The sequence below is a fragment of the Caballeronia humi genome (assembly GCF_001544475.1).
GTDB classification, from domain to species: domain Bacteria; phylum Pseudomonadota; class Gammaproteobacteria; order Burkholderiales; family Burkholderiaceae; genus Caballeronia; species Caballeronia humi.
Genome location: NZ_FCNW02000070.1, coordinates 1 through 23,160 on the forward strand (window position 1 = coordinate 1; position 23,160 = coordinate 23,160).

Annotated in this window: 17 protein-coding genes and 1 pseudogene; 12 read left to right on the plus strand and 6 right to left on the minus strand. The window is 62.1% G+C overall.

The window, feature by feature from the left end; translation table 11 throughout:
- Positions 1-244: 244 nt before the first annotated feature.
- Positions 245-955: a TetR/AcrR family transcriptional regulator gene (locus AWB65_RS31200; RefSeq protein WP_087670751.1), complete on the minus strand. Its 711-nt coding sequence runs from the start codon at positions 953-955 to the stop codon at positions 245-247.
- A gap of 193 nt (positions 956-1,148) precedes the next feature.
- On the opposite strand from AWB65_RS31200, the gene AWB65_RS31205 reads away from it, so the two are divergent.
- The 3 genes from AWB65_RS31205 (at position 1,149) to ssuD (ending at position 4,358) form a co-directional block, all read left to right on the plus strand.
- Positions 1,149-1,406 carry a hypothetical protein gene (locus AWB65_RS31205; protein ID WP_087670752.1) on the plus strand — a complete coding sequence of 86 codons (258 nt, stop codon included), beginning with the start codon at positions 1,149-1,151 and terminating at the stop codon, positions 1,404-1,406.
- Between the two features lie 104 nt (positions 1,407-1,510).
- On the plus strand, positions 1,511-2,842 hold the full coding sequence (locus tag AWB65_RS31210; RefSeq protein ID WP_087670753.1) for an LLM class flavin-dependent oxidoreductase: 1,332 nt from the start codon (positions 1,511-1,513) through the stop codon (positions 2,840-2,842).
- Positions 2,843-3,230: 388 nt separating this feature from the next.
- A complete protein-coding gene (gene ssuD / locus AWB65_RS31215) occupies positions 3,231-4,358 on the plus strand; it encodes an FMNH2-dependent alkanesulfonate monooxygenase (RefSeq protein WP_087670763.1) in 1,128 nt (375 codons plus the stop codon).
- 164 nt (positions 4,359-4,522) lie between these two features.
- On the opposite strand, the gene AWB65_RS31220 is transcribed toward ssuD, so the two are convergent.
- Both AWB65_RS31220 and AWB65_RS31225 read right to left on the minus strand, forming a co-directional pair.
- Complete coding sequence (locus AWB65_RS31220; RefSeq protein WP_087670754.1) at positions 4,523-5,401, minus strand: ABC transporter permease; 879 nt, start codon at positions 5,399-5,401, stop codon at positions 4,523-4,525.
- Positions 5,398-6,345 (minus strand): ABC transporter permease, encoded by a 948-nt coding sequence (locus AWB65_RS31225; RefSeq protein ID WP_235007908.1) that lies wholly within the window; start codon positions 6,343-6,345, stop codon positions 5,398-5,400. The genes AWB65_RS31220 and AWB65_RS31225 overlap by 4 nt, the downstream gene beginning before the upstream one ends.
- Before the next feature lie 31 nt (positions 6,346-6,376).
- Between AWB65_RS31225 and AWB65_RS36740 the strand changes: the two genes are divergently transcribed.
- Together AWB65_RS36740 and AWB65_RS31235 are read left to right on the plus strand one after the other, a co-directional pair.
- Positions 6,377-6,631 carry a hypothetical protein gene (locus AWB65_RS36740; RefSeq protein WP_200821838.1) on the plus strand — a complete coding sequence of 85 codons (255 nt, stop codon included), beginning with the start codon at positions 6,377-6,379 and terminating at the stop codon, positions 6,629-6,631.
- Positions 6,632-6,871: 240 nt separating this feature from the next.
- Positions 6,872-7,999: an aminotransferase class V-fold PLP-dependent enzyme gene (locus AWB65_RS31235; RefSeq protein WP_087670756.1), complete on the plus strand. Its 1,128-nt coding sequence runs from the start codon at positions 6,872-6,874 to the stop codon at positions 7,997-7,999.
- Positions 8,000-8,414: 415 nt separating this feature from the next.
- Here AWB65_RS31235 and AWB65_RS31240 read toward each other — a convergent pair whose 3' ends face one another.
- Entirely contained in the window at positions 8,415-9,764 is a 1,350-nt protein-coding gene (locus tag AWB65_RS31240) for an MFS transporter (RefSeq protein WP_200821839.1), read from the minus strand.
- A 307-nt stretch (positions 9,765-10,071) separates the two neighbouring features.
- On the opposite strand from AWB65_RS31240, the gene AWB65_RS31245 reads away from it, so the two are divergent.
- Complete coding sequence (locus AWB65_RS31245; RefSeq protein WP_087670757.1) at positions 10,072-10,974, plus strand: LysR family transcriptional regulator; 903 nt, start codon at positions 10,072-10,074, stop codon at positions 10,972-10,974.
- 406 nt (positions 10,975-11,380) lie between these two features.
- Here AWB65_RS31245 and AWB65_RS31250 read toward each other — a convergent pair whose 3' ends face one another.
- A complete protein-coding gene (locus AWB65_RS31250) occupies positions 11,381-12,931 on the minus strand; it encodes a bifunctional AfsR/SARP family transcriptional regulator/alpha/beta hydrolase (protein ID WP_200821840.1) in 1,551 nt (516 codons plus the stop codon).
- Positions 12,932-13,049: 118 nt separating this feature from the next.
- Between AWB65_RS31250 and AWB65_RS31255 the strand changes: the two genes are divergently transcribed.
- Complete coding sequence (locus AWB65_RS31255; protein ID WP_087670758.1) at positions 13,050-14,435, plus strand: FAD-dependent oxidoreductase; 1,386 nt, start codon at positions 13,050-13,052, stop codon at positions 14,433-14,435.
- Between the two features lie 84 nt (positions 14,436-14,519).
- On the opposite strand, the gene AWB65_RS31260 is transcribed toward AWB65_RS31255, so the two are convergent.
- Complete coding sequence (locus tag AWB65_RS31260) at positions 14,520-15,923, minus strand: aminotransferase-like domain-containing protein (protein ID WP_087670759.1); 1,404 nt, start codon at positions 15,921-15,923, stop codon at positions 14,520-14,522.
- 280 nt (positions 15,924-16,203) lie between these two features.
- On the opposite strand from AWB65_RS31260, the gene AWB65_RS31265 reads away from it, so the two are divergent.
- From AWB65_RS31265 to AWB65_RS36000, 5 genes and pseudogenes are all read left to right on the plus strand, one after another.
- On the plus strand, positions 16,204-17,652 hold the full coding sequence (locus AWB65_RS31265; RefSeq protein WP_087670760.1) for an amino acid permease: 1,449 nt from the start codon (positions 16,204-16,206) through the stop codon (positions 17,650-17,652).
- Positions 17,652-18,884 carry an NAD(P)/FAD-dependent oxidoreductase gene (locus tag AWB65_RS31270; protein ID WP_087670761.1) on the plus strand — a complete coding sequence of 411 codons (1,233 nt, stop codon included), beginning with the start codon at positions 17,652-17,654 and terminating at the stop codon, positions 18,882-18,884. Before AWB65_RS31265 ends, AWB65_RS31270 begins: the two co-directional genes overlap by 1 nt.
- 99 nt (positions 18,885-18,983) lie before the next feature.
- A complete protein-coding gene (locus AWB65_RS31275) occupies positions 18,984-20,135 on the plus strand; it encodes a branched-chain amino acid ABC transporter substrate-binding protein (RefSeq protein ID WP_087670762.1) in 1,152 nt (383 codons plus the stop codon).
- Between the two features lie 1,091 nt (positions 20,136-21,226).
- On the plus strand, positions 21,227-22,522 hold the full coding sequence (locus AWB65_RS31280) for an MFS family transporter (RefSeq protein ID WP_087670766.1): 1,296 nt from the start codon (positions 21,227-21,229) through the stop codon (positions 22,520-22,522).
- 510 nt (positions 22,523-23,032) lie between these two features.
- Positions 23,033-23,160 (plus strand): annotated as a pseudogene (locus AWB65_RS36000) (electron transfer flavoprotein subunit beta/FixA family protein); the annotation flags it as partial.

Below are 23,160 nucleotides of genomic sequence, written 5' to 3' on the forward strand. Positions count from 1 at the left end.
TCGCATGCTGCCGAGCGCGCGTCAAACGGCGGTCGCTGCGTAGTTGCGAAGCTTATGCGCGTGTCAGACCGTCAGCCGATCCGGCGTCGAAATCGGTTCAAGCAACGGATGCGCATGCGCAGTGACGGCGACCGGCCCGGTACGCGTGATCGACGCGGAGAATGAGTGGGGTCGGGTTTGCACTGACGCGCATTTGCTGGTGGCACCGCGCGGCGAACTGCATGCCTGTCGAGCACGAACCCTCTTACTCGATCTTTTCAAACGTAAGTGTGACGTGCTCGATCGCAGCAGCGACGAGTTCGTCGGCATCGCGAATACCTTGCACCGACGCGGCGAGTGCATTCAAGCGGCCGTCTATCAGCAGAAGGGCCAAGCCGTGCACATAAGCCCACGCGGCCGTGAGCGCGACGGCCTTTGTAACATCCATTGGCGCGAAAGGCGCGTTTCCTGAGGGTTCGGAGGACGGTCCTTTATTGAACACGCCCGTTAGCCCGGCAGCGGCCGCTTTGCGAGCCTCAATCAACGACGGGCGGCTCGAATCGAGCATCTCTCCTCTCGACATGAGACGCATGAGGTCGGGATTCTTCTTTGCGAAGTCGATGTAGCCACGAGCGACCGCCCCGCGCCGATCGCTTGCGTCATGGACCGCCTCCGCGTGGCTGGCCATCGAGGCTGACAGACGCATGAACCCGTGCGCCGCCAGTTCGCTCAACACGCCTGAGGTATCGCCAAAGTGATGCTGAGGCGCAGTGTGCGAGACGCCAGCCTCCCTGGCGATCGCTCTCAGACTCAAGCCACCGATTCCGTCACGCTCAAGAACGATCTCGGCCGCCCTCAGCAAAGCCTGCGGCAACGAGCCGTGATGATACGGCTTGGAATGCTCGTCACCGACCGGTTTCACGGAGTGCTTGCGGGTACGTGCTGCTGTCGGGTTGCGCCCGGATACTTCACTCATGACCGGCTGATTTTCTCTGGTTTTTACAATGGAAACATATGTTGACCGTTTTTCGACGAGAAGTCAAAGCCGTGCAAAGCCGGCCAAGCGCGGGAGGGAATCGCAAATAGCTATGCATCGCAGAAAAGCTTGTTTGTCGAATCCATCTGGTCAGCATAGATTGAAGCCATTCATCAGCCGAAGGGAGGACGCCATGCCACGAATCCTGACGCATTACTGGCAATCGTTGTTCGCGAGTATGGAGCGGGCCCGCGAGCGCCGTTTCCTGCGCGATGCGAGGCGTGCATTGAATGGATGCGCATGCGAGGCGGTGACCGACGCACGTCACGATGACGAAGCGAGCCGGGCGGAGCGGCTCGAGTATATTGCGTTGTATGCACAGGCGGGGTACTTCAACATGGGCTACGCCGTCGACGCATTTCAGCCGCCAGCGGAGCCGCCGCCTCATTGAAGATGTGCCGGAACGACTCGCGCCGTCACGTCCCGGCGTTTTGAGCGGCTTCTTACGAGTTGGAGTAATTTGGCGCCACCTGCAACTCGTTCATCACCGACGCGATGCCCCATTCCCGACAACTTCATCTCGGCGCGTTCATGCGGCCGGTCAGCCTCCATACCGGCGCGTGGCGCTTTCCCGGCGCCTACCCCGACGCCAACTTCAACTTCAGGCATCTGAAGCGCTTCGTGCAGACGCTGGAAAAAGCCTGCTTCGACGCGTTTTTCATGGCCGATCATCTCGCGGTGCTGAACATGCCGGTGGACGCGCTCAAGCGCAGTCACACCGCGACTTCTTTCGAGCCGTTCACGCTGCTTTCCGCGCTGGCGTCGGTCACCGAACGCATCGGTCTGGTCGCGACAGCCTCGACGACCTTCGACGAGCCGTATCACATCGCCCGGCGTTTCGCGTCGCTCGATCATCTGAGCGAGGGGCGCGCCGGCTGGAACCTCGTGACCACATCGAATCCCGATGCGGCGCGCAACTTCGGCCGCGAGGAGCACATGGAGCACGACGAGCGCTACCGGCGCGCACGCGAGTTCTACGACGTCGTCACCGGTCTCTGGGACAGTTGGGCCGATGACGCCTTCGTGCGCGACACGGACGCCGGCCTCTTCTTCGATCCCGCGAAATTGCACGTGCTCGATCACAAGGGCAAGTATTTGTCCGTGCGGGGGCCGCTGAACATCGCGCGGCCGGTGCAGGGCTGGCCCGTGGTGGTGCAGGCGGGGTCGTCGGAAGCAGGCAAGCAGTTGGCCGCCGAAACCGCCGATGCGGTTTTCACGGCCCAGTCGAGCCTCGCTGCGGGCAGGCGCTTCTATGCCGACGTGAAGGGCCGCATGGAGCAGCTTGGCCGTGAGCGCGATCATCTGAAGATTCTGCCCGGCGCGTTCGTGGTGGTGGGTGAAACCCGCGAGCAGGCGCTTGAAAAACGCGCGCTGCTCGACACGTTCGTTCACTACGACAGCGGCATCGCATCGCTTTCGATCGCGCTGGGGCACGATGTCTCGTCCTTCGACCCCGACGGCCCGCTGCCCGAGATCCCTGAAACCAATGCGAGCCGAAGCTCGCGCGAACGCGTGATCGAGATGGCGCGCGCCGAGGGACTGACCATTCGCGAGTTGGCTCAGCGAGTCGGTGGCTATTCCGGCTTGCAGATGGTCGGTACGGCGGTGGAGATAGCGGACGAGATGGAGCAGTGGCTCGTCGAGGAAGGCAGTGACGGCTTCAACGTGATGTTCCCGTATCTGCCCGAGGGGCTCGACGAGTTCGTGGGAAAGGTGGTGCCTGAACTGCAGCGGCGCGGCATATTCCGGCGGGCCTACACCGGCGCTACCTTGCGCGATCACTTCGGCTTGCCGCGGCCCGGCAACCGGTTCTTCGAACGGCGATAAAGTCGAATGCGCCGCTATCGGTGCAGCGGGCGGCGTTCTCGTCTCCGGCACTCCCCGTAGAGAGTTCACGCTGTGAGTGCTGCATTGCTATCCATGTCTTTTGAGGATGCATAGTGGCGCATCTTTCGCGGTCCAACGGACTCAATCCATTTCACGCAACTAACTGTCCGACGCATCCGTTCTAGCGGGTTAGCACGACCGCGCATTTGTATAGAAGATGTCGTTGATTCTGTTTGGCACGTGGCTCTGCTAACTTCGTGGTTTTCGCTGCTTTTTCCGCGCGGATACGGCCGGTGTCATCGCGGTTCGCGTCGCTCAGGTGCGCCACCTTGACGTCTCGCTCGAAACCCCTTTCGTCACGAATGAAGTGCTGCCTTGGGAGTGCATGATGAGTCTCGATGTCTTCTGGTTTCTGCCTACGTCCGGGGACACGCGGTATCTCGGCGTGTCCGACTTCGGCCGCGCGGCGACAAATGCGTACATGCGACAGATCGCGGTCGCTGCCGACGAGCTTGGCTACGACGGCCTGCTGATCCCGACAGGCAGCAGTTGCCTCGACCCGTGGGTCACCGCGGCGAGTCTTGCACCTGTCACGCGCCGCATCAAGCTGCTCGTCGCGCTGCGTACGTCGCTCGGCAACGTCACTGCCTCGGCGCGTCAGGCCGCTACGCTCGACGAGGCGCTGGGCGGCCGGCTGCTGCTCAACGTCGTGCCAGGCGGCGACGCAACGGAGCTGGCTGCCGACGGCGTTTTCCTCGACCATGAACAGCGCTACGCATATGCGGACGAATTCCTCACCGTATGGCGAAGATTGTTCACGGGCGAAGAGATCGATTTCGACGGCAAGCACATCCACGTGCAGCGTGCGAAAAACTTCCATCAGCCGGTGCAGAAGCCGTATCCGCCGTTGTATTTCGGTGGCTCGTCGGAGGCTGCGCATAACATCGCGGCCGAACATGTCGATACCTATCTGACCTGGGGGGAGCCGCCTTCGGCTGTCGCCGCGAAGTTCGCGGACGTGCGGGAGCGTGCCGCCCGCCGAGGACGCAAGCCGCGCTTTGGCGTGCGCCTGCACGTGATCGTTCGTGAGACCAACAAGGAAGCGTGGGCGGCGGCGGACTCGCTGATCAGCAGACTGACGGACGACGACATCGCGCGCTCGCAGCAAAACTTCGCGAAGATGGATTCGGTCGGACAGCGCCGGATGGCCGAGCTACATGGTGGCCGTCGCGACAGCCTCGAAATCAGTCCGAACCTGTGGGCGGGCGTCGGGCTGGTTCGGGGCGGGGCGGGAACGGCGCTGGTCGGTGATCCGCAGACCGTGGCGGCGCGTTTGCAGGAATATGTACAGGCGGGCGCGCACAGTTTCGTGCTGTCGGGCTATCCGCATCTGGAAGAGGCGTTTCGCTTCGCGGAACTGGTGTTTCCGCTCTTGCCGGGCAAGGGTGCGGTGACGACTGCGAAGCCTCAGACGGGTGGCGCTTTCGATATTCGGGCTGGAGCGGGTTCGCGATGAGGCGCATCCTCGCGCAGCGGACGGAGCGGCACGGATTTCCCAAAGTGCATGCCTGAAGCCGACAGCCGACGCGTGATCGAGAGAACGCGATGAAGAAACCCGAGAACCGAGTTTGAGATCGGCGTTGATACAGCCACGAAAGGCGCAGCCTGAAGCAGCGGACTTCAGGGCCGCAGCCCTTCGAGTTCCTCCAGCTTCGGCGCGTCGTCGCGCCGCCGGTTCCGGCGCAGTCGCGGATTGAACGCGGTATGCAGGGCGTCGCTCAACAGATTGAGCGCGAGCACCGTCAGCGCGATCGCTGATCCCGGCACGGCGATCATGTACCACGCGGTGCGCAGCGCCTCGCGTCCGGTGCCGACCATCGAGCCCCAGCTCACGACGTTCGGATCGCCGAGCCCGAGGAACGACAACGCCGCCTCCGACAGGATCGCGTTCGCCACCAGCAGCGCCGTGGACACGAGAATCGGCGTCAGCGCGTTGGGCAGGATTTCGATGAAGATCAGATGTGCATCGCTTGCTCCGAGCGCCACGCTTGCACTTACGAACTCGCGCTCGCGCAGCACGATGAACTCTCCTCGCGTGAGCCGCGCGATGCTCGGCCAGGCCGTTACACCGAGCGCGAAGACGATCGTGGACAGCGAAGGCGTGAGAATCGCGACGAGGATGATGGCGAGCAGGAACGGTGGCACGGTCTGGAAAAACTCGGTGATCGCCATCAGCGCCTGATCGATCAAGCCGCCGAAATAACCCGCAATCGCGCCGATCAGCACGCCCATCAGAAGCGCGATGATCGCCACCGACGCGCCCACGTACAACGACACCCGCGCGCCATGAAAAAGCCCGGAAAGCAGATCGCGGCCCATCAGGTCGGTGCCGAGCGGATAGGCGTGATCCGCGCCGGGCCATGGATAGGGCGCGGCCACCCTATCGAGCGGATCGCCTGGAAAGAGCCAGTTGGCCGAGAGCCCCGCGAACAGCGCGAGCGCGAGCAGGATAGCGCCGATCAGCGCGGACGGCTGCCGCAAAAAGCGAAGGAGCTTCATCGACGGTACCTCGTACGTGGATCGACCAGCCCGTAGAGCAGGTCGACGATCAGGTTCAATGCGACCACCAGCACCGCCGAGAGCAGCAGCACGCCGACCAGCAGATTGACGTCGCGGCTCTTGATGGCTTCGAACGACAGTTGCCCGAGCCCCGGCCACCCGAACACCGTCTCGACGATCACCGAGCCGCCGTTCAGCGCGCTGCCTTGCAGGCCGAGCATCGTGAGCACAGGCAGCAGTGCGTGTCGCAGTGCGTGATGCGTTACGACATACCAGGGACGTCCGCCTTTCGCGCGCGCGGTGCGGATGAAGTCTTCCTGGAGCGTCTCGATCATCGACGCCCGCGCAAGCCGCGCGAAGATGGCGACGTGGTACAGCACGAGCGTCGCGGCAGGGAGCACGAGATGGCGCAGCCTGTCGAGCAGAAGCGCTGCGCCATGATGCGCGACGTTGGTATCGACGACACCGCCGATGGGCAGCCATTCCAGATGCACGCCGAAGATGACGATCAGCATCAGCGCGGTCCAGAACATCGGTGCGGAGTAACCGATCGTGGCAAGCGACGAGACGAGCGTATCGACGACACCGTGCGGACGGCGCGCGGCGAGCACGCCGAGCAGCATGCCGAGACTCACGGAGACGACGAGCGCCGTGCCGACGAGCGCGAGCGTCGCGGGCAGGCGGCCGACGATCAGCGCGGCCACTGGTTCGCCGAAGCGAAACGAAAAGCCCAGGTCGAGCCGCAGCGCATGTCCGACGTAGCGCAGCAGCTGCCACGCGACGGAGTGATCGAGCCCGTACGCCTCGCGCAACTGCGCCACGTATTGCGGAGAGACGTTACCGCTCTCGCTCGCAATGACATCGACGAGATCGCCGGGCATCAGCTTGAGCAACACGAAGTTGAGCATCATCGTGCCGAGGAGCACGAGCACGAACTGGCGCATCGAACACGCTCGCCGTCGCATCGAGGATCAATTGAGAAGCGACCGTCTGCTCCTGCCAGATCTCGATCTCGGCTTCGGCGATCATCGCAGGCGCGTCGGGGCGTTCGATGGATTGCGCCGCGCGCTCCAGGGCACGCGCTGCCTGCGCGACGATCGCACCCGCGGTCCACGCATGCGCGCGGGCGCGGCCTACGACCTGCAGCAGTTGCGGATCTTCGGCGGCGCGGGCGACGAAGTCATGACGTGTTCATCGCCATGCGGCAGCAACACAAAATCGCCCGGTTGAGATGTACGGGCGGCTGACCCGCGATGCACTCCAGTCATCCGAGTGACGGCTTCGCAGGTTAACGGTTCACAATCGTGACTATCGTTGCCACTGGAGCATTCCCAACCGGCGTGATTCGACGGCTGGGGCATGCCGAAACTTGCTGGATGGGTAACAGAGGAGTCTCGCCGATGCCGTTGCACTCGGCTTTCGTTAGAATCTGCTTTCGATTTGTTTATTCGTCTATTACCGGAGGCGAACGTGCCAGGATTACTTCCTAATGTCGACCGCGAGGGGCTCCTCGAATATTCAGTCGTTTACACCGACCGATCAATCAATCATATGTCGCGGCTCTTTCAGGGAGTCGTGTGCGATATTTCCGCCGCGCTGAAAAAAGTCTATAACGCGAAGTCGGCCGTTGTCGTCCCGGGCAGTGGAACTTTTGGCATGGAAGCCGTTGCCCGGCAGTTCGCAACGAACAGGAAGTGTCTGGTCATCCGCAATGGATGGTTCAGTTTCCGCTGGTCGCAGATTTTCGACATGGGCGGCATTCCGTCTGAATCGATCGTGTTGAAGGCGCGTCCGGTCGAAGAAGGAAGGCAGGCCGCCTATGCACCGGCTCCGATCGAAGAAGTGGTCGCTGCGATCAAGGAAAACAAGCCGGATCTGGTCTTTGCACCACATGTCGAAACCGCATCCGGAATGATGCTGCCTGATGCCTATTTGCGCGCGGTGTCGGACGCCGTTCATGCCGTCGGTGGCATGTTTGTACTGGATTGCATCGCTTCCGGTACGATCTGGGTGGATATGCAGGCCAGTGGCATCGATGTCCTGATCAGCGCACCGCAAAAGGGATGGAGCGCGTCACCCTGCTGCGCACTGGTCATGCTCAGCCCTCTCGCCCGCGAAAGAATCGACTCAACAGCCAGCACCAGTTTCGCTTGCGATCTTCGCAAATGGCTACAGGTCATGGAAGCCTACGAGAACGGCGGGTTCGCGTACCACGCCACGATGCCCACGGACAGTCTCGCGACGCTGCGCGACGTCATGAAGGAAACCGAGGCATATGGCTTCGACAAAGTGAGAGCGGAGCAGCTTGAACTCGGCAACCGCATCCGTTCGCTCTTGATTGGTGCGGGTTTCAAAAGTGTGGCGGCAGAAGGCTTTCAGGCTCCGGGCGTCGTGGTCAGCTACACGGACGACGACGGCATACGCTCCGGGAAGAAATTCGCCGACGCCGGCTTGCAGATCGCGCCCGGCGTTCCCCTTCAATGCGACGAGCCTGAGGATTTCAAGACGTTCCGCATCGGATTATTCGGCCTGGACAAACTGCATGACGTCGAGGGCGCGGTCGCCAGGCTCGCCAAGGCGTTGGACAGTATTCTTTAGGGCGCGTTTTCAGGAGCTTGTGCGCATGGCTCGGCTTCGCAATCGATCGGCGAGAAGACTCCGACGCTGGCAAACAAGTTGGGCGCACGATCCGGCCGTGGCTGCCCGTTGGCCTAACTCGGTAACAGGGGGGGCTGGTAAAAGCTGCATCGCCGTCAATCAGCGGCAGCTTGAATTTGTTGATGAATGGCCGCTGTCGAGGAAACTGAATTCGTCCTGGACGACCCAGTTTGGTCATCAGATCCTGTAACCCTTCAATGTCAGTTCCAGGGTGAAGCGGTCAAATTCCTCGACGCTCATCCGGCGCCGACGCGACGGAGTCGGGTGCAAGTCAGATTGGCACGGCATCGCTTGCTGACGAGGCTGGACGGGCGTCAAGCGTAAGACGCCTGAGCATCTCCCGCATGCAAGTTGATCAAGGCGCCACGCTGACGCTCGCGGCCGTGCGGGGACGCCATGCGACCAGCAACAGCAGCAGCGCAGAAACCGCGGCCGGTACTCCTACGGCAAGGAAGAGGTCGGCATTTGACCAGTTCAGCCGAATCAGTTCGCCCCCGATCACCGGTCCGACGATGGAGCCGACTCGTCCGACACCCAGGCTCCAGCCCACACCAGTGGAGCGGAGCGCGGTCGGATAGTAGGTGGCCGCAAGAGCATTCACCGCGGGCTGACCGCCGATGATGCACAACCCGGCGATGCCGACGACGATGAACAGGAACGCGAGCGGAAGCCCTGGCTGACCGATAGCAGCGATTGCGAGCGCCGCCAGCAGGAAGGCCGGTACAAGTACCTTGAAGAAGCCGATGCGATCGATCACCGGCCCCATTGCCAGCGTTCCGGCCACGCCGCCCAGCTGTAGCGTCGTGCCGACCAGCACAGCCGTCGATGTGGGAAGTCCCGCGCTCTTGACGATGGTAGGCAGCCAGTTGGAGAGAAAGTACAGATTGAGCAAGTTCATGAAGTTGACTGCCCACAGCAGCACGGTCGTCTTCGCGCGACCGCCGCGGAACAACTCCAGCACCGGCGCACCACCCTGACAAGTGGCGGGCATGACAAAGCGCGTTTCTGGCGTGATCTGGAGAGAGGGGGCGATCCGATGCAGGCTCGCGGCGACCCGATCGACGCCTGCTCCGCGCACCACCGAGAACAACATTGATTCAGGCATCTTGAAGACCATCAGGATCGCGAGCGCCAACGGCACAACGCCACCCACGATGAAAACGGACTGCCAGCCCATGGCTGGAATCAGTGCCGCCGAGATCAGGCCGCCGAGGACTGCGCCGACCGTGAAGCCGCAGGACACCAGCATCATGAGCGTCACGCGGCGGCGCTTGGGGCTGAACTCGCCCGCCAGCGCCATGGCATTGGGCATGATGGCGCCTAAGCCCAGGCCTGTAACGAACCGCAGGCCCAACAACTGGGTAATGCTGGTCGCTTGTGAGGTGGCGAGCATGCATAGGGCAAAGGCAAGCGTGGCCCAGATCAACACCGGCCGGCGTCCGACCTTGTCTGCGACGACACTGAAGGCTAGCGAGCCCACAAGCATGCCCAGCAGGCCCGCTCCGAATACCGGACCCAGCGCGGACTTGTCCACGCCCCAGGTCTGGATGATGGCGGGCGCGACGAAGCCCATCGATTGCACGTCGAACCCGTCGATGACGACTGTCAAGCCAATCAGCACGAGGATCCAGATCTGGAAGGGGCTGACGCGGCTTGCGTCAACCACCGCCGAGATGTCGATGGGCGGTTGCGGTTTGAGAGTCACAGATGTCTCCTTTAAGGAATTTTGGAATCTGGACGGAGTGCCTCGTTGCACCCTTGCCCCGGTTCACTCCACTGACTCGACTTCGTATGGTCGGAACGCCGACGTACCGATCTCGCGACGCCGGAAGAGATTAGCGCTTGTCCATGCCTGCCTCAACAGAGTGAAGACCACGCCCACAACGCGCACTCTACGGGTAGACGCCACTTGCAAGAAGCCATCAGTTGGCATTTCATTTGTGCCTGCGGGGCACAAATAATCCGCCCGCAAAGAGCTAGGGCAGCGGCAAATTCCAACGCGGACAAACGGCATGAAAGATTCGGGCCCGAGCAGGCTGGGTACGGTGGAATTGTTCTGTGTCGCAGCGAAGGCGCAGAGCTTCACTGCGGCGGCAACATCGCTGGGTACGACGCCGTCCGCGATTAGCAAGGCGGTGCAGCGCCTGGAGAACCGGTTAGGCCTTAAGCTGTTCGAACGCACGACCCGCGCCATCCGGCTGACGGACGATGGTCTCGCTTACTACAAGGTCTGCCATCAGGCGCTCGGAAATATTCAGGAGATGGAAGAGGCGCTTACCGGTCATCGCATGCCTCGCGGGGTGCTGCGCATCAGCCTGCCCTACAGCTACGGAATCAAGCGCGTGATCCCCCTGATCCCACAGTACGTCGAGCGCTGCATGGGGCACGTCAAGGTTGAAGTTTCCCTAAGCAATGCGCTGGCCGATTTCGTGAAGCAGGATTGCGATATGGCGATCCGTTTAGGGCAGATAGCAGATTCCCGCCTCGTCGTGCGCCGCCTGCATGACGCGCAGCTTCGATTGGTTGCATCGCCCGCCTACCTGCGCCGACGTGCCGTTCCCCGCAGCCCAGACGATTTGCAACAGCATGGCTGCCTCGGGTTGCGTTTGCCCGGCAGCGGCCGTATCTTGCCTTGGACTTTTTCGGTGGAGGGAAAGGCCAACAACGACGTAGCGATTCGCCCGAACATGACGTTCGATCACCCTCTGGGCACCTTGGCCGCCGCACTCAGCGACGCCGGAATTGCGCAATTGCTCGACTTCACTGTCGACGACGATCTCCGCAGCGGTCGGCTGGTCGAGGTGTTGGCCGACTTCCGTCCGGCGCCTCAGGTGATCTCGGCGGTTTATCCGGGCAATCGAAATCTTTCGGCAAAGGTGCGCACGTTCCTGGACTTTTTAATCGAAGCGAGCTGATGAGAAAGCCCTCAGAGCCGTCGGCGCATGAAGGTGCGGTCTCTGTGGCGGAGCAGTTATCCCGATGTCAGTGTGAAAGAAAAGCCAACGGCCGCTGTTGGGCCGAGAGACGCGTTTCGCGATGTTTTCCGAAGCAGTCGGGCGAACTGCGCAACTCGGTGGGGGGCAGCTTTGGATCGCCAATTGAACCTCTGGATAGACGCCTGCCCGCAGGCGCCGCCGGACGTTCACACCAGAATGAACGGGGCAGGCGTTCGAATGACCCTTAACGCGAGTCGCCGGTCGCCCACACGCAGCGGTTGGACCAAGCCCAGCTATTCGCGCCTGCTGCCAAACCGCCAAGTACATGAGTTAACGACTAGCGGCCGACAACGTTGCAATTCTGGCGTGTATTTCTCGAACGCAGTCACGCCGCGAGAGTGAAGACGAATTGCTTGATACTGGCGAGGACGGGTTGCTGATCGCCCGCGAAGATCCAATGATCGGCGCCGTCGAGCTCGACAAATCGCGCGTGCGCAATGTGGTTGGCGAGATGCCGGCCGGCGCCGATGCGAACGGCGCGGTCGTCGACGCGATGGAGCACCAGAGTCGGAACGGAAACCCGGCCTAAAAGGTGCCGCACATCCATATCGCGCAACGCCTCGAGCACGCCATTGATGGCTCCCGGGCTCGAAGCGGCCCGCAGCAAGCCTGCCCACCAGGCTCTTGTCTGAGGATCGCCAGCCAGGCTCGGCGCGAACGTCTCGATGCCGGCAGGCCCGCCCCACGCTGAGACGAGCTGCTGCAGCCACATGTCGTATTGACTAGCGTGCAGCGCGTGCGAATAATCGGGCGTCGCGATTCCTTTCGCCAACGAGGCGAACAAAATGAGGCCGGCAACACGATTGGGGTGATCAACGGCAAATTTGATGCAGGGCGGTCCACCTTCGGATGCGCCCAACAGCACGACCCGGCGGCTGTCGGCGGCGTCAAGCACGGTGCCGATGTCCTGCGCGGTGGCGTCGACGCTGGGATTGAATCCGACCCGGTCGGAAAGCCCGATGCCTCGACGATCGAAGAGGATGAGACGGCCCATTCCAGCGAGCGAGGACAGGAATGCCCGGCACCGGGGCTCCTCCCAAACCCGTTCGACGTGGGACACGAAACCCGGCAGCACCAGAATATCGATGCAGCCGGCGCCGTAGGTCTGGAACGCGAGATGGATGTCGGGACCGCTGACAAAACGCGTCGGCGGCGGGGCCCCGGCTGGCAACGTTGGGCCGGCGTTCAGCAGTGCGCGGGTCTCGGTTTCGGGCGCCACATCGAGCTCGTCGCGAAGGCGCAGCGTGAGGGCTTCGAAGTGGCGCTCGGCTCTGGCCCGATCTCCGGCGAGCAGGAGGTTGCGGATGAGGTGCCGGCCGTACACTTCGCTGAGCGGATCGAGCTCAACGAGACGGCCGGCGTGCGCAGCCGCAGCCGCGTAGTCGCCCGCCGCATTCTTGTCGTGCACTACTCGCTCGAGCGCCTGGATCGCCCGACCCCGCAAGGCCTCACGGCGAAAGAAAGCCCACTCGTCGAACTGCGGGCAGTCGCCAGGCGAAAAACCCTCGAGAAAGTCGGCGGGATAGTGACGGCAGGCCCACTCGAACTCGCCGCGGTCGCAGGCTTGCTCGAACAACTGAGCATCTACCTGCAGATCGATCCCTGTTGACCATCGAACCGTCGACCGGTCGGTTGTGAGAACGTCGTCGCCGATCGTTAGCTGAAGGCGATGCAAAAGGCGCCGCAAGCGCGCCCGCACGACATCTTCACAGCTATCCGGCCACAACATGGTTGCGACGACGTCGCGCCCGACTGAGCCCTTCGCTTCAGCCAGATAGATCAGCAGGGCCAGGCCTTTGCGCAAGGCCAGCTCGCACAGCCGATCGTCCCGGCGGATCGCCGGAAATCCAAGCGTCCGAACGCTGAATAGAGTCATCGTGATGCGAGCCTCAATGACGGCGTCCAGGGGACGCTCAGGGGACGAGGCGATACTATCATCCACTACAGACGATCGTCGCCGTGCACATTGCGACCGATTGAACTGGAGGATTGTCATGAAAAACCTGGGCGAGCATGCGATCGTAATCGGCGCCAGCATGGGCGGGCTGCTGGCCGCACGCGCACTATCGGATTTCTATACCACTGTCACCGTGCTCGAACGCGACGCGTTTCCGGTAGCAGACACTCCGCGCAAGGGCGTTCCTCAGGGTCGCCACATCCACGGGCTGCTTGCGCGCGGCAGCGCCATACTCGAGGAATTCTTCCCAGGGTATAACAACGAAGTCGTCGCGCAGAGCGGTGGGTTGCTCGGCGATGTCGCCAACGATGTGACCTGGATCGGTCGCAACGTTACGCTTGCTACTGGCACGAGCGGCCTGATCGGCCTGATTGCAAGTCGTCCCGTGCTCGAAGGCCATCTGCGCCGACGAGTCCTCGCGTTGCCGAACGTGCGCGCAATAGAGAATTGCGCCGTGCGGGGTCTCGCCATCGACCCCGCTCGCAAGAACGTGACCGGTGTGCGCATGCGTGTTGAGGGCAAGCTGGAAGAGACCGTCGACGCGGACCTTGTCGTCGATGCTACCGGCCGCGGCTCGACCAGCGCGGCCTGGCTTGAAGAACTCGGCTACCAACCTCCTGACAGCGAAAAGGTCGAGATAGGCATTGGCTACATGACCCGTACTTATCGACGTCGGCCGTCTGATCTTGACGGAAAGCTCGGCATTGTTGTCGCCGGTAGTGCGCCGAACTGGCGGAACGGCGTCATGCTCGCGCAGGAGAACGACAGCTGGATCGTCAGCGCCGGCGGCTTTCTTGGTGATGACGCACCCGATAGCGATGAAGGCTTTCTCGCGTATCTGGCAACGCTGCCGACCATGGAGATTCACGACGTTGTCGCGCGAGCGGAGCCGCTAAGCGATTACAGGCGCTACCGCTACGCCTCCAGCGTGCGCTGGCGGTACGAGAAGCTCGCACGCTTCCCCGAGAACTACCTGGTTTTCGGGGACGCAATCTGCAGCTTCAATCCGATCTACGGGCAGGGCATGACGGTCGCGGCACAGGAGGCGCTTACGCTGCAAAAGTGCCTGCTCGCGGGCTCGAACGAGCTTGCGCGGCGATTCTTCAGGGCGGCCGCGAAGATCGTCGACATTCCGTGGGACATCGCGGTTGGCAATGATCTCCGCCATCCGCAAGTCAAGGGCGCGCGTCCGCCTATGCTGCGTTTCATCAACTGGTACATCGGTAAGCTTCACCTTGCCGCGACAAACGACAGCACGCTGGCGACTACCTTTCTTAAGGTTGTAAACCTGATGATCCCGCCGCCGTCGCTGCTCAGCCCAGCGATCGCCTGGCGGGTCTGGCGGGGCAACTGGAGGCCTGCGCTTTCCGCTCCTCCGCGGGCACTCGAAGCAACCCGCGATACAACGCGAGAACTGACCTGACCTGACCGGGAAACTCCGGTCGTACGGCTGTGTTGCCCAATGTTCGGCCGACCGGAGCGGCGAATTCTGACCCAGCCGCGCGTATCAAATTCTCCCGAATAGCGCACGCGGACGGTCTTTGAGCGTGCTCGCCAAGACCCGCAATCCGCTTACCAACTGCTCGCGGCTGCTTGCGCATGCAAGATTGATCCGCACGCCGTGCTCGATCTCCGAACGGTCCACCGCAAACGCCGACGACGGCATGACAACGACTCCGCGCGCTTTGGCATTCGCGGCAAAATCATCGGCTCGCCAGGGTAGCGGCAGCTTGAGCCAGACGAACATGCACGCCGGGTCGGTCTGCAGCAGCTCCGGCGGTAACAGTTCCCGCGCCAGGTCCTGTCGCGCGCGAATCTCCGTGAGCTGAGCATCCATGATGTGCTGCGCGGTGCCATCCTCGATCCAGATCGACGCGATCAGCATCGACATCGGCGCGGGCATCCACGCGGTGGTGCGCACGGCCTCCGCACAGAGCGCCGAGTTGTCCGGTGGGCTCAGCAGATAACCGAGCCGCAAGCCGGGCGCAAGCACCTTCGACGTTGCGGCGATATGGAAGGTCAGTTCAGGGCACAGGCTCGCGATTGTCGGCAGGCGCTGCGCGACGAGCGGCCCGTAGACATCGTCCTCGATGATCGCCACGCCATGCCGGCGCGCGATGTCGACGAGGGCCATGCGCCGCTCGAGGCTCATCGTCGTCACGGTCGGATTCTGCAGATTCGGCACGGTGAAGATCGCCTTAACCGGCATGCGGCGGCAGACCCGTTCCACTTCGTCAGTCAGGAGCCCGTCGCGGTCACTCGGGATACCGACGATCTCGAACTGAAACACGGGCGCCAGCGCCTTCAGGCCGTAGTAAGTGAGCTGGTCGGCCAGGATCACGCCGTCGGTGCCGATCAGGCTGTTCAGCACCGCATACAGGCCGTGCTGTGCCCCGCTGGTGACGACCACATGGTCAGTTGCCGGCGCGAAACCGGGCGCCGCCATCCATCGCGCACCGGCGGCCCGCGCCCACGGCGGCCCCTGCGGCGGCTGGTATTCCTGCAATTGCGGATAACGGGGGTCACGCGGCAACTCCGCAAGCGTTCGCGCGAGGCACGCAAGGAATTCGCCGGTCGCCGGCCGGTTGACGGTCAGGTCGATCGCGCCGTTGCTTTCCGGCTGCGCTGGTTCGACGCTCGGCATCGCGCCACCCGTCACGAGCGACCCGCGCCGCTTGCTGCCGATCACGAGCCCACGCAACTGCAACTCCTTGTACGCACGCGACACGGTCGACACGTTGATGCCCAGCTCGGTTGCGAGCTGGCGTTGCGGCGGCAGGCGGCTGCCGGGCGGATAGACGCCGCTACGGATCTCGCTCTCGATCGAACTCGATACTTCGATGTACGTCGATCGCTTCGCCGTGCCAGGCGCGCCGTTGGTGCTTCGTGCCTGATCTTTGTCGGAAGCCATGGACTGTCGTGTCTCCATACAAAACTTGCTTTGTCCGCTTTGCGCGGGAGTTTGCAGATTCTAACCTACATAAGGCTTGGTGCAAGGCTCCGCACTCTTATATCCCTGCGCCCACGCGAGCAAATAGCGCGCCAGTCGCGATCTAGGGAAAATGCTGAGGCCACACAATGGGGTTTGTAATTGCACACAAAAATTTTTTGTGTGATTCTGATATTAGAGTTTGTCTGGTGTGTCTCGAACGCCGGACAGTGCCCCGTCACTTTCAAGCAGGAGCGTCCCGATGTCCGTTTTCGAATCGACCCAGCCCGAAAACCCGCCGAAACTTGGCAGCGCACTCCGCCAGCGCCACGTCACGATGATTGCCCTCGGCGGCATCATCGGCGCGGGGCTTTTTGTCGGCAGCAGCGCGACGCTCAACTCGGTCGGTCCGGCCGCCTGCGTGTCTTATCTCGTCGCGGGTATCGTCGTCCTGATGGTCATGCGCATGCTTGGCGAAATGGCGCTCGCGGTGCCAGGCGTCGGCTCGTTCACCGAATACGCGCGCATCGGCCTCGGCAACTGGGCGGGCTTCACGAGCGGCTGGCTCTACTGGTACTTCTGGGTGATCGTCGTGGCCGTCGAGGCGGTGGCGGGCGCGGCGATCCTGCAGCGCTGGATTCCCGCGCCGGTCTGGATGATTGGCCTCGTGCTGCTGTCCGTCCTGACAGTGGTCAACCTGCTTTCCGTGAAGTCGTACGGTGAATTCGAGTTCTGGTTCGCGTCGATCAAGGTCGCCGCGATCATCGTCTTCATCGCGATCGGTGCGTCGTATGTATTCGGCTTCAGCCATACGGGCGATGCGGTGGCGAATCTCACGGCGCATCGCGGCTTTCTGCCATTCGGCGCGATGTCGGTGTTCGCGGCTGTGCCGACCGTGATCTTCGCGGTGGGCGGCGCGGAAATCGCGACCATCGCGGCGGCCGAATCGGACGATCCCGCCAAGAGCGTCGCTGCAATGACGCGCTCGGTGATCTTGCGCGTCATCACGTTCTATGTCGGCTCAATGTTCCTGATCGCGTGCATCGTGCCGTGGACGAGCATCGTGACCGGCCATTCTCCGTTCGTCGCCGCGCTCGAGACGATGCGGATTCCCGGCGCCGCCGACATCATGAACGCGATCGTGCTCGTCGCCGTTCTGTCCGCGCTGAATTCGGGCCTGTACGTGTCGTCGCGGATCCTGTTCCGGCTTGCCGAGCGCGGCGACGCGCCGAACTCGCTGCTGAAGCTCACGCCCCACAAGGTGCCGCGGCTGGCGGTGCTTCTGAGCAGTGTCGTCGGTTATGTCGCGATCATCGCGGCCATCGTGTCGCCACAGGGTGTGTTCCTGTTTCTCGTGAACGCTTCCGGCGCCGTGATGCTGTTCGTCTATCTCGCGACGGCGCTGGCGCAGATTCGCATCCGCCGGCGCATCGAGCGCGACTCGCCCGAGCGTCTGACATTGAAGATGTGGCTCTTTCCGTGGCTGTCGTACGCGGTGGTGGCGGCGATCGTCGGCGTGCTGGCCGCGATGGGCGCCGATTCCGCGCTGCGCCCGCAACTGATGGCAAGTCTCGCGAGCCTGGCGGTGGCATCGGCGGCTTACCTGCTGGCGGCGAAGCGTCATCCGAAAGCCGCGACGAGTGCATCGGACGACACGGCCACAGGATACCGCTCGCAGGCCGGCAAGCCCGCGCTGGGAGGGCGCCAGTAATGTCGAGCGTAGCCATTGTCGGCGCCGGATTCATCGGCATGGCGAGCGCCGCCTGGCTGATGCGCGACGGCCATCGCGTCACACTCTTCGATCCGTCGGGCATCGGTCAGGGCGCTTCGTTCGGCAACGCAGGAACGTTCGCACACTACGCGTGCATTCCGGTGAACAACCCGTCCGTGTTTCGTGACTTGCCGCGCTTTCTGATGTCGAACGACAGCCCGTTTAGATTGCGTTGGGGATATCTGCCGCATCTCGCGCCGTGGCTCGCGCGGTTCATGATGAGTTCGCTGCCGCGCCGCTATGAGGCGAGCGCCGGCGCATTGGCGGCGTTGCTGGGGCGCGCGCAGGAAGACTACGCGCCGTTGCTCGCGGACGCCGAATTGGCGAACTTCGTGCGCTTGCGCGAATGCCTTTATCTCTATTCAAATGCGGCGTCTTTCGATTCTGCCCGGCCAGCGCTCGATCTGCGAAAAAAGCTGGGCGTTGCGTTCGACGTGCTCGGCGCCGACGACATCCGCACGCTCGAACCGGCGCTCGCGCCGATCTTCGCGCGCGGCGTGTTGTTCACCGATAGCTGGCATTTCTCGGACCCGCAGGGCTTTTTGCAAACGCTGTACGAACGGCTCGCGGCACAAGGGCTTGCGCTTGAACGCTCGAAAGTCAGCGCTGTCCAGCCGTCAGCGGACGGTGCCACACTGACCGTCGGCGGCACCGCCCGGCGCTTCGACCACGTCGTGATCGCCACGGGCGCGCGTTCCGCCGAATTCGCCTCACAGTGCGGCGATAAGGTTCCACTCGATACCGAACGCGGCTATCACGTCCGCTATCCCGGCGCGTCGCAACTGATTTCGCGGCCCGTCGGCTGGGCCGAGCGCGGCTTCTACATGACGCCGATGACAGACGGCCTTCGCGTGGCGGGAACGGTCGAACTCGCCGGTTTCAGCGAAACGCGCAACCGTTCTCTGGTCGACCTGCTGACGTTTTCCTCGAAGCGCGCTCTGCCCGCACTCGGCACACCCGATAGCGACTGGCTGGGCTTCCGTCCGACACTGCCCGACGGCGTGCCGGTACTTGGATATTCCAGTGCAAGCGAGCGGATCGTGTATGCGTTCGGCCATCAGCATCTTGGCTTGACGCTCGCTGGCGTGAGCGGGCGCATCGTCGCGGATCTGGTCGCGCGACGAACGCCGCCACTCGACCTCACGCGCTACGGCGCGACGCGCTTTCGCTGAACCACTTTTCGTCTTACCCGGAACACCGGCCTCGACGCGTCGCGCATCGAATCAGCCGCACCGCAACACCGCGCGACTTCACTCTCACAGGAGCGCATCATGAATCGCCGTCACTGGCTTTTGAGTCTGGCCGTATGCCTGGCGGTCGCGCCCATGCAGGCAACCTGGGCCGCCGATCAGGAAGTCGTCAAGATCGGCTTTGCCGGGCCGCTGACCGGTCCGGTCGCACGCGTGGGCAAGGATCTGCAGTACGGCGCGCAACTCGCGATCGACGAGGAGAACGCGAAACATCCGACCATCGGTGGCAAGCCGGTCAAGTTCGAACTCGACGTATACGACGATCAGGCCGATCCGCGCGTTGCGATTCAGGTCGCGCAAAAAATGGTCGATAGCGGTGTGGTCGGCGTGATCGGTCACTACAACTCGGGCTGCAGCATTCCTGCGTCGACGGTCTATCACCAGGCCAACGTCGCGATGATCACGCCGGGATCGACGAATCCGCAACTGACCAAGCAGGGCTTCAAGAACGTGTTCCGCACGATGGGACACGACGGCGTGGGCGGTGTGGTCGCGGGACACTTCGTGGTCGAGCAGATGAAGGCGAAGCGCATCGGCATCATCGATGACCGGACCGCCTTCGGGCAGGGCCTCGCGGACGCCTTCGAGAAAGGCGCGAAGGAAGCGAACGGCAATATCGTCGCGCGCGAGTTCACCAATGACAAGGCCGTCGATTTCCGCGCGATCCTGACTACGCTCAAGAGCAAGAACGTCGACCCGATCTTCTTCGGCGGGCTGGATGAGCAGGGTGCGATGCTCGTCAAGCAGATGCGCTCGCTCGGCATGCAGGCGCAACTCTTCGGCGCGGGCGCGTTGAAGAGCAACGCGTTCCTGCAGATCGCCGGGGCAGCGGGCAACGGCACGCAGGACCTGGAACCGGGCCCGGCGCTCGACAAGCTGCCTGCCGCGCAGGAGTTCGGCAAGCGCTACAAGGTGCGCTTCAACCAGGACGTCGAGCTCTATGCGCCGTTTGCCTACGACGCCGTGCTCGCCATGATAAAGGCGATTCACGACGCGAATTCGCTCGATCGCGCGAGGATCGTGGAGAGTCTTGCGAAGGTTAATGTGACGGGCGTGACGGGCAAGATCACGTTCGATCCGAACGGCGATCTGATCAAGCCGCCCTATACGCTTTTCGAGGTTGAACAAGGACAGTGGAAGAGCCTCAGGACCGTGGGCGGCAGCGGCGCATAGGCGACGGCCGGTGTCCCGCGACGTCGCCGGTCGCGGGATACGAAACGGAAAGCAGCGTCTGATCTTTTTGCGCAGTCTCGATTGATGTCATTGCTTTTTCACGACACCATCGGGCTTCGCTGCTGGCGAACTTGCGAATCATCCACTGAACCATGAAAGCGCCACGCGACAACGATGCATCACGTGGGCGCATCGCCATGTCGTTCCAGTCTCCGCGCTCATTTCCGGGAACGAGCTTTACGCGGTCCATCGCCGGGGAAGACCAGGGTGGCACGCGACTTCGCAGCGGCATGTGGCCCGAGGCGCGGTGATTACCTCACGCAGCGTCGCCCCTGACATAGGTTTGCCCTATGTGTGCCACATGAAACTCGTATTTCCGCCGTTCGGCGCCTTCAAATAGAGTCCACTCAACGGATAACTATTTGCTGGCCTGGCCAGACGGAGACACGCATGATCGACGCCCAACCACGTCCACCAAGCGCACGGAGGCGCAGCCGACTGGGTCACGCCCACTTCGATCGCAGCCCTGCCGACGCTTCCCGCAAGACCTGCTTGCTCAATCTTCGATCACGACAATCCTCAACGGTAGAGCGATGCGCTGCCGTTGCTCGGGCACTGCGTTATCTGCAGGCCGGTGCCGCAATCGAGAGTCGCCGGCCGATGGTCATCCTCTGAAGAGCGAATTCCTGCTGGACGTCGGCTTCAACGGCGCATAGGAGCGGAGGGGCGCCCACGTTCTCCCGCCCCGGTGATGGCGGTCCGACCGGTGACGCGCGAAATCCGGTAGCGGACCGCGCGAGAAAGGTGCCGTGTTGATGTGCTGTTCAACGGACACCGCAGGTTGCCGAAAGGCAGCAGCGCCGCAACTTTCGTCGATCTCCGGTTCTTTCAGTCGTCAGCAAGCCCTGAGTTGATCCACCGTTCTTTTCTGCGCACCGGCCGGTGTCAAAGCAGGGCCTCATCCGCGCTCGATCGGCACGGCAGGCCACGATGGCCTCGCCTTCAAACTAGAAGTTCAGGAGACAAGGATGTTGAACAAAGACCTAAGCCATATTGGAGCCGACAGTGTTTCGCCGGCCCCTTACTCCTCTATGTCAAGTCGCGTCAGGGGAATCATCGGTGCCTGCTCCGGGAACCTTGTCGAATGGTTCGATTTCTTCGTTTATGCATATACGTCGATTTATTTCGCCGCCGCTTTTTTTCCCTCTGGCAACCAGATTAGTCAGCTTTTGGCGACGGCCGGTGTCTTCGCCGTGGGATTCTTTATGAGACCACTCGGAGGCTGGATATTTGGATGGATTGCGGATACCCGAGGCCGAAAGGTGTCGATGATCATCTCCGTCTTCATGATGTGTGCCGGCTCGCTGATGATAGCGGTACTGCCGACCTATCACACGATCGGGGTCGCTGCACCTGTGCTCCTGGTTGTAGCTCGCCTCATTCAGGGCTTGTCCGTAGGCGCGGAGTACGGAACGGGCGCAACTTACCTTAGTGAGGCATCGGTCACCGGTCGCCGCGGGTTCTTCGGCTCGTTCCAGTACTTCACGATCATTTCCGGGCAACTGCTGGCCTTGCTCACAGTTGCCATTCTTCAGCACACGTTATCCCTGGGCGAGCTAAAAGAATGGGGATGGCGGATTCCGTTTTTCATGGGGGCGGTGAGTTCGATCGTGGTTGTCTATCTCCGTAGGGCCATGGTCGAAACCGCATCCAGGCAGGATATGAAGCGGAAAGGAGCGGGCTCCATCTCTGGCTTGCTTCAGCACAAGCGCGCTGTGCTCCTCGTGCTCGCCTTCACCGGAGGGGGGTCGCTCTATTTTTATACGTTCACGACCTACATGCAGAAGTTCCTGGTCGTATCGGCGGGAATGAGTCCCCAGGTTGTCAGCGTTGTGATGACTGCCTCACTCATTTGCTTCATGCTTTGTCAGCCCATCTTTGGCTTGCTCGCTGACAAAATTGGAGTCAAGACGCACATGCTGCTGTTTTCGGGCCTCGCGACTTTGCTGGCGGTGCCTATCCTATTCGCACTGAGGTCGGTAACGAGCCCATATATGGCATTTGGGCTTGTCGTATCGGGCCTGCTCATCGCATCGTTTTACACGCCGATTTCAGGTCTGGTGAAAGCCGATCTTTTCCCGGCGACGGTACGTGCACTCGGGGTTGGTCTTCCATATGCCTTAGCGAATGCGACTTTTGGCGGGACGGCCGAGTACGTGGCGCTCACTATGCGGTCCGCAAACGTCGAATCAACATTTTTCTACTATGTCGCGGTGCTTACGGGGATCACGTTCCTTGCCGCGATGCTGATGCCGGATCTTGGCAAGCACGGTTATCTAGACGGCAGCGGTCACATCGAGGCGAATACGGGGATTGGAAAGGCTTAGCCAGGCAAGCATTTACATGAGACGCTTGGCCGAACTGCTTATTGTGCGCTGAGAAGCCGGAAATAATCATGCGAGTTCATTGAGGCGCCGGCTTCTCGCTTTCCTGAAGTTGTAGAGAAAGCGGGTGTTGTGTGCGGAGTCGATTAACGCGTCTGAACTACAGTCTTACGCCGCCTCGGCATCGTACTCAATCGGGTTCATCAGGCGGTTATGTCACGCGGTAGATCGACCCGGACGGCGACAGACCGCCACGTCAGCACGATAGGAAAGTTCATTGGGGAGAGCCTGCTGTCAGCGTAGCCGTCAGGACGAAGTCATGGCGCATAGGGCGGTTCTATGGCCGCCAGTGGCAACTTGTATTTGTGCGAGAACCCCTCTTGGATTTAAGTGAGGGCTGAGGCGCCAAAAGTGCTTATGTATGACACGGCGAGATGCAGACATGAATGAAAAAGGGCAATCACTGCGGCGAAACAGAGAGCTGCTATGAGACGCCAGAACACGGAGACGACAATGAAACTAGTAGTGGCGGTGAAACGAGTCGTGGACTACAACGTCAAGGTCCGCGTGAAATCGGACGGCAGCGGCGTCGATATCGCGAACGTGAAGATGTCGATGAACCCGTTCGATGAGATTGCTGT

Excerpts from the sequence above, each read along its gene's own strand:
- AWB65_RS31200 (WP_087670751.1), bottom strand. The coding sequence starts at position 955 with ATGAGTGAAGTATCCGGGCGCAACCCGACAGCAGCACGTACCCGCAAG.
- AWB65_RS31205 (WP_087670752.1), top strand. The coding sequence starts at position 1,149 with ATGCCACGAATCCTGACGCATTACTGGCAATCGTTGTTCGCGAGTATG.
- AWB65_RS31210 (WP_087670753.1), top strand. The coding sequence starts at position 1,511 with ATGCCCCATTCCCGACAACTTCATCTCGGCGCGTTCATGCGGCCGGTC.
- ssuD (WP_087670763.1), top strand. The coding sequence starts at position 3,231 with ATGAGTCTCGATGTCTTCTGGTTTCTGCCTACGTCCGGGGACACGCGG.
- AWB65_RS31220 (WP_087670754.1), bottom strand. The coding sequence starts at position 5,401 with ATGAAGCTCCTTCGCTTTTTGCGGCAGCCGTCCGCGCTGATCGGCGCT.
- AWB65_RS31225 (WP_235007908.1), bottom strand. The coding sequence starts at position 6,345 with ATGCGCCAGTTCGTGCTCGTGCTCCTCGGCACGATGATGCTCAACTTC.
- AWB65_RS31245 (WP_087670757.1), top strand. The coding sequence starts at position 10,072 with ATGAAAGATTCGGGCCCGAGCAGGCTGGGTACGGTGGAATTGTTCTGT.
- AWB65_RS31250 (WP_200821840.1), bottom strand. The coding sequence starts at position 12,931 with ATGACTCTATTCAGCGTTCGGACGCTTGGATTTCCGGCGATCCGCCGG.
- AWB65_RS31255 (WP_087670758.1), top strand. The coding sequence starts at position 13,050 with ATGAAAAACCTGGGCGAGCATGCGATCGTAATCGGCGCCAGCATGGGC.
- AWB65_RS31260 (WP_087670759.1), bottom strand. The coding sequence starts at position 15,923 with ATGGCTTCCGACAAAGATCAGGCACGAAGCACCAACGGCGCGCCTGGC.
- AWB65_RS31265 (WP_087670760.1), top strand. The coding sequence starts at position 16,204 with ATGTCCGTTTTCGAATCGACCCAGCCCGAAAACCCGCCGAAACTTGGC.
- AWB65_RS31270 (WP_087670761.1), top strand. The coding sequence starts at position 17,652 with ATGTCGAGCGTAGCCATTGTCGGCGCCGGATTCATCGGCATGGCGAGC.
- AWB65_RS31275 (WP_087670762.1), top strand. The coding sequence starts at position 18,984 with ATGAATCGCCGTCACTGGCTTTTGAGTCTGGCCGTATGCCTGGCGGTC.
- AWB65_RS31280 (WP_087670766.1), top strand. The coding sequence starts at position 21,227 with ATGTCAAGTCGCGTCAGGGGAATCATCGGTGCCTGCTCCGGGAACCTT.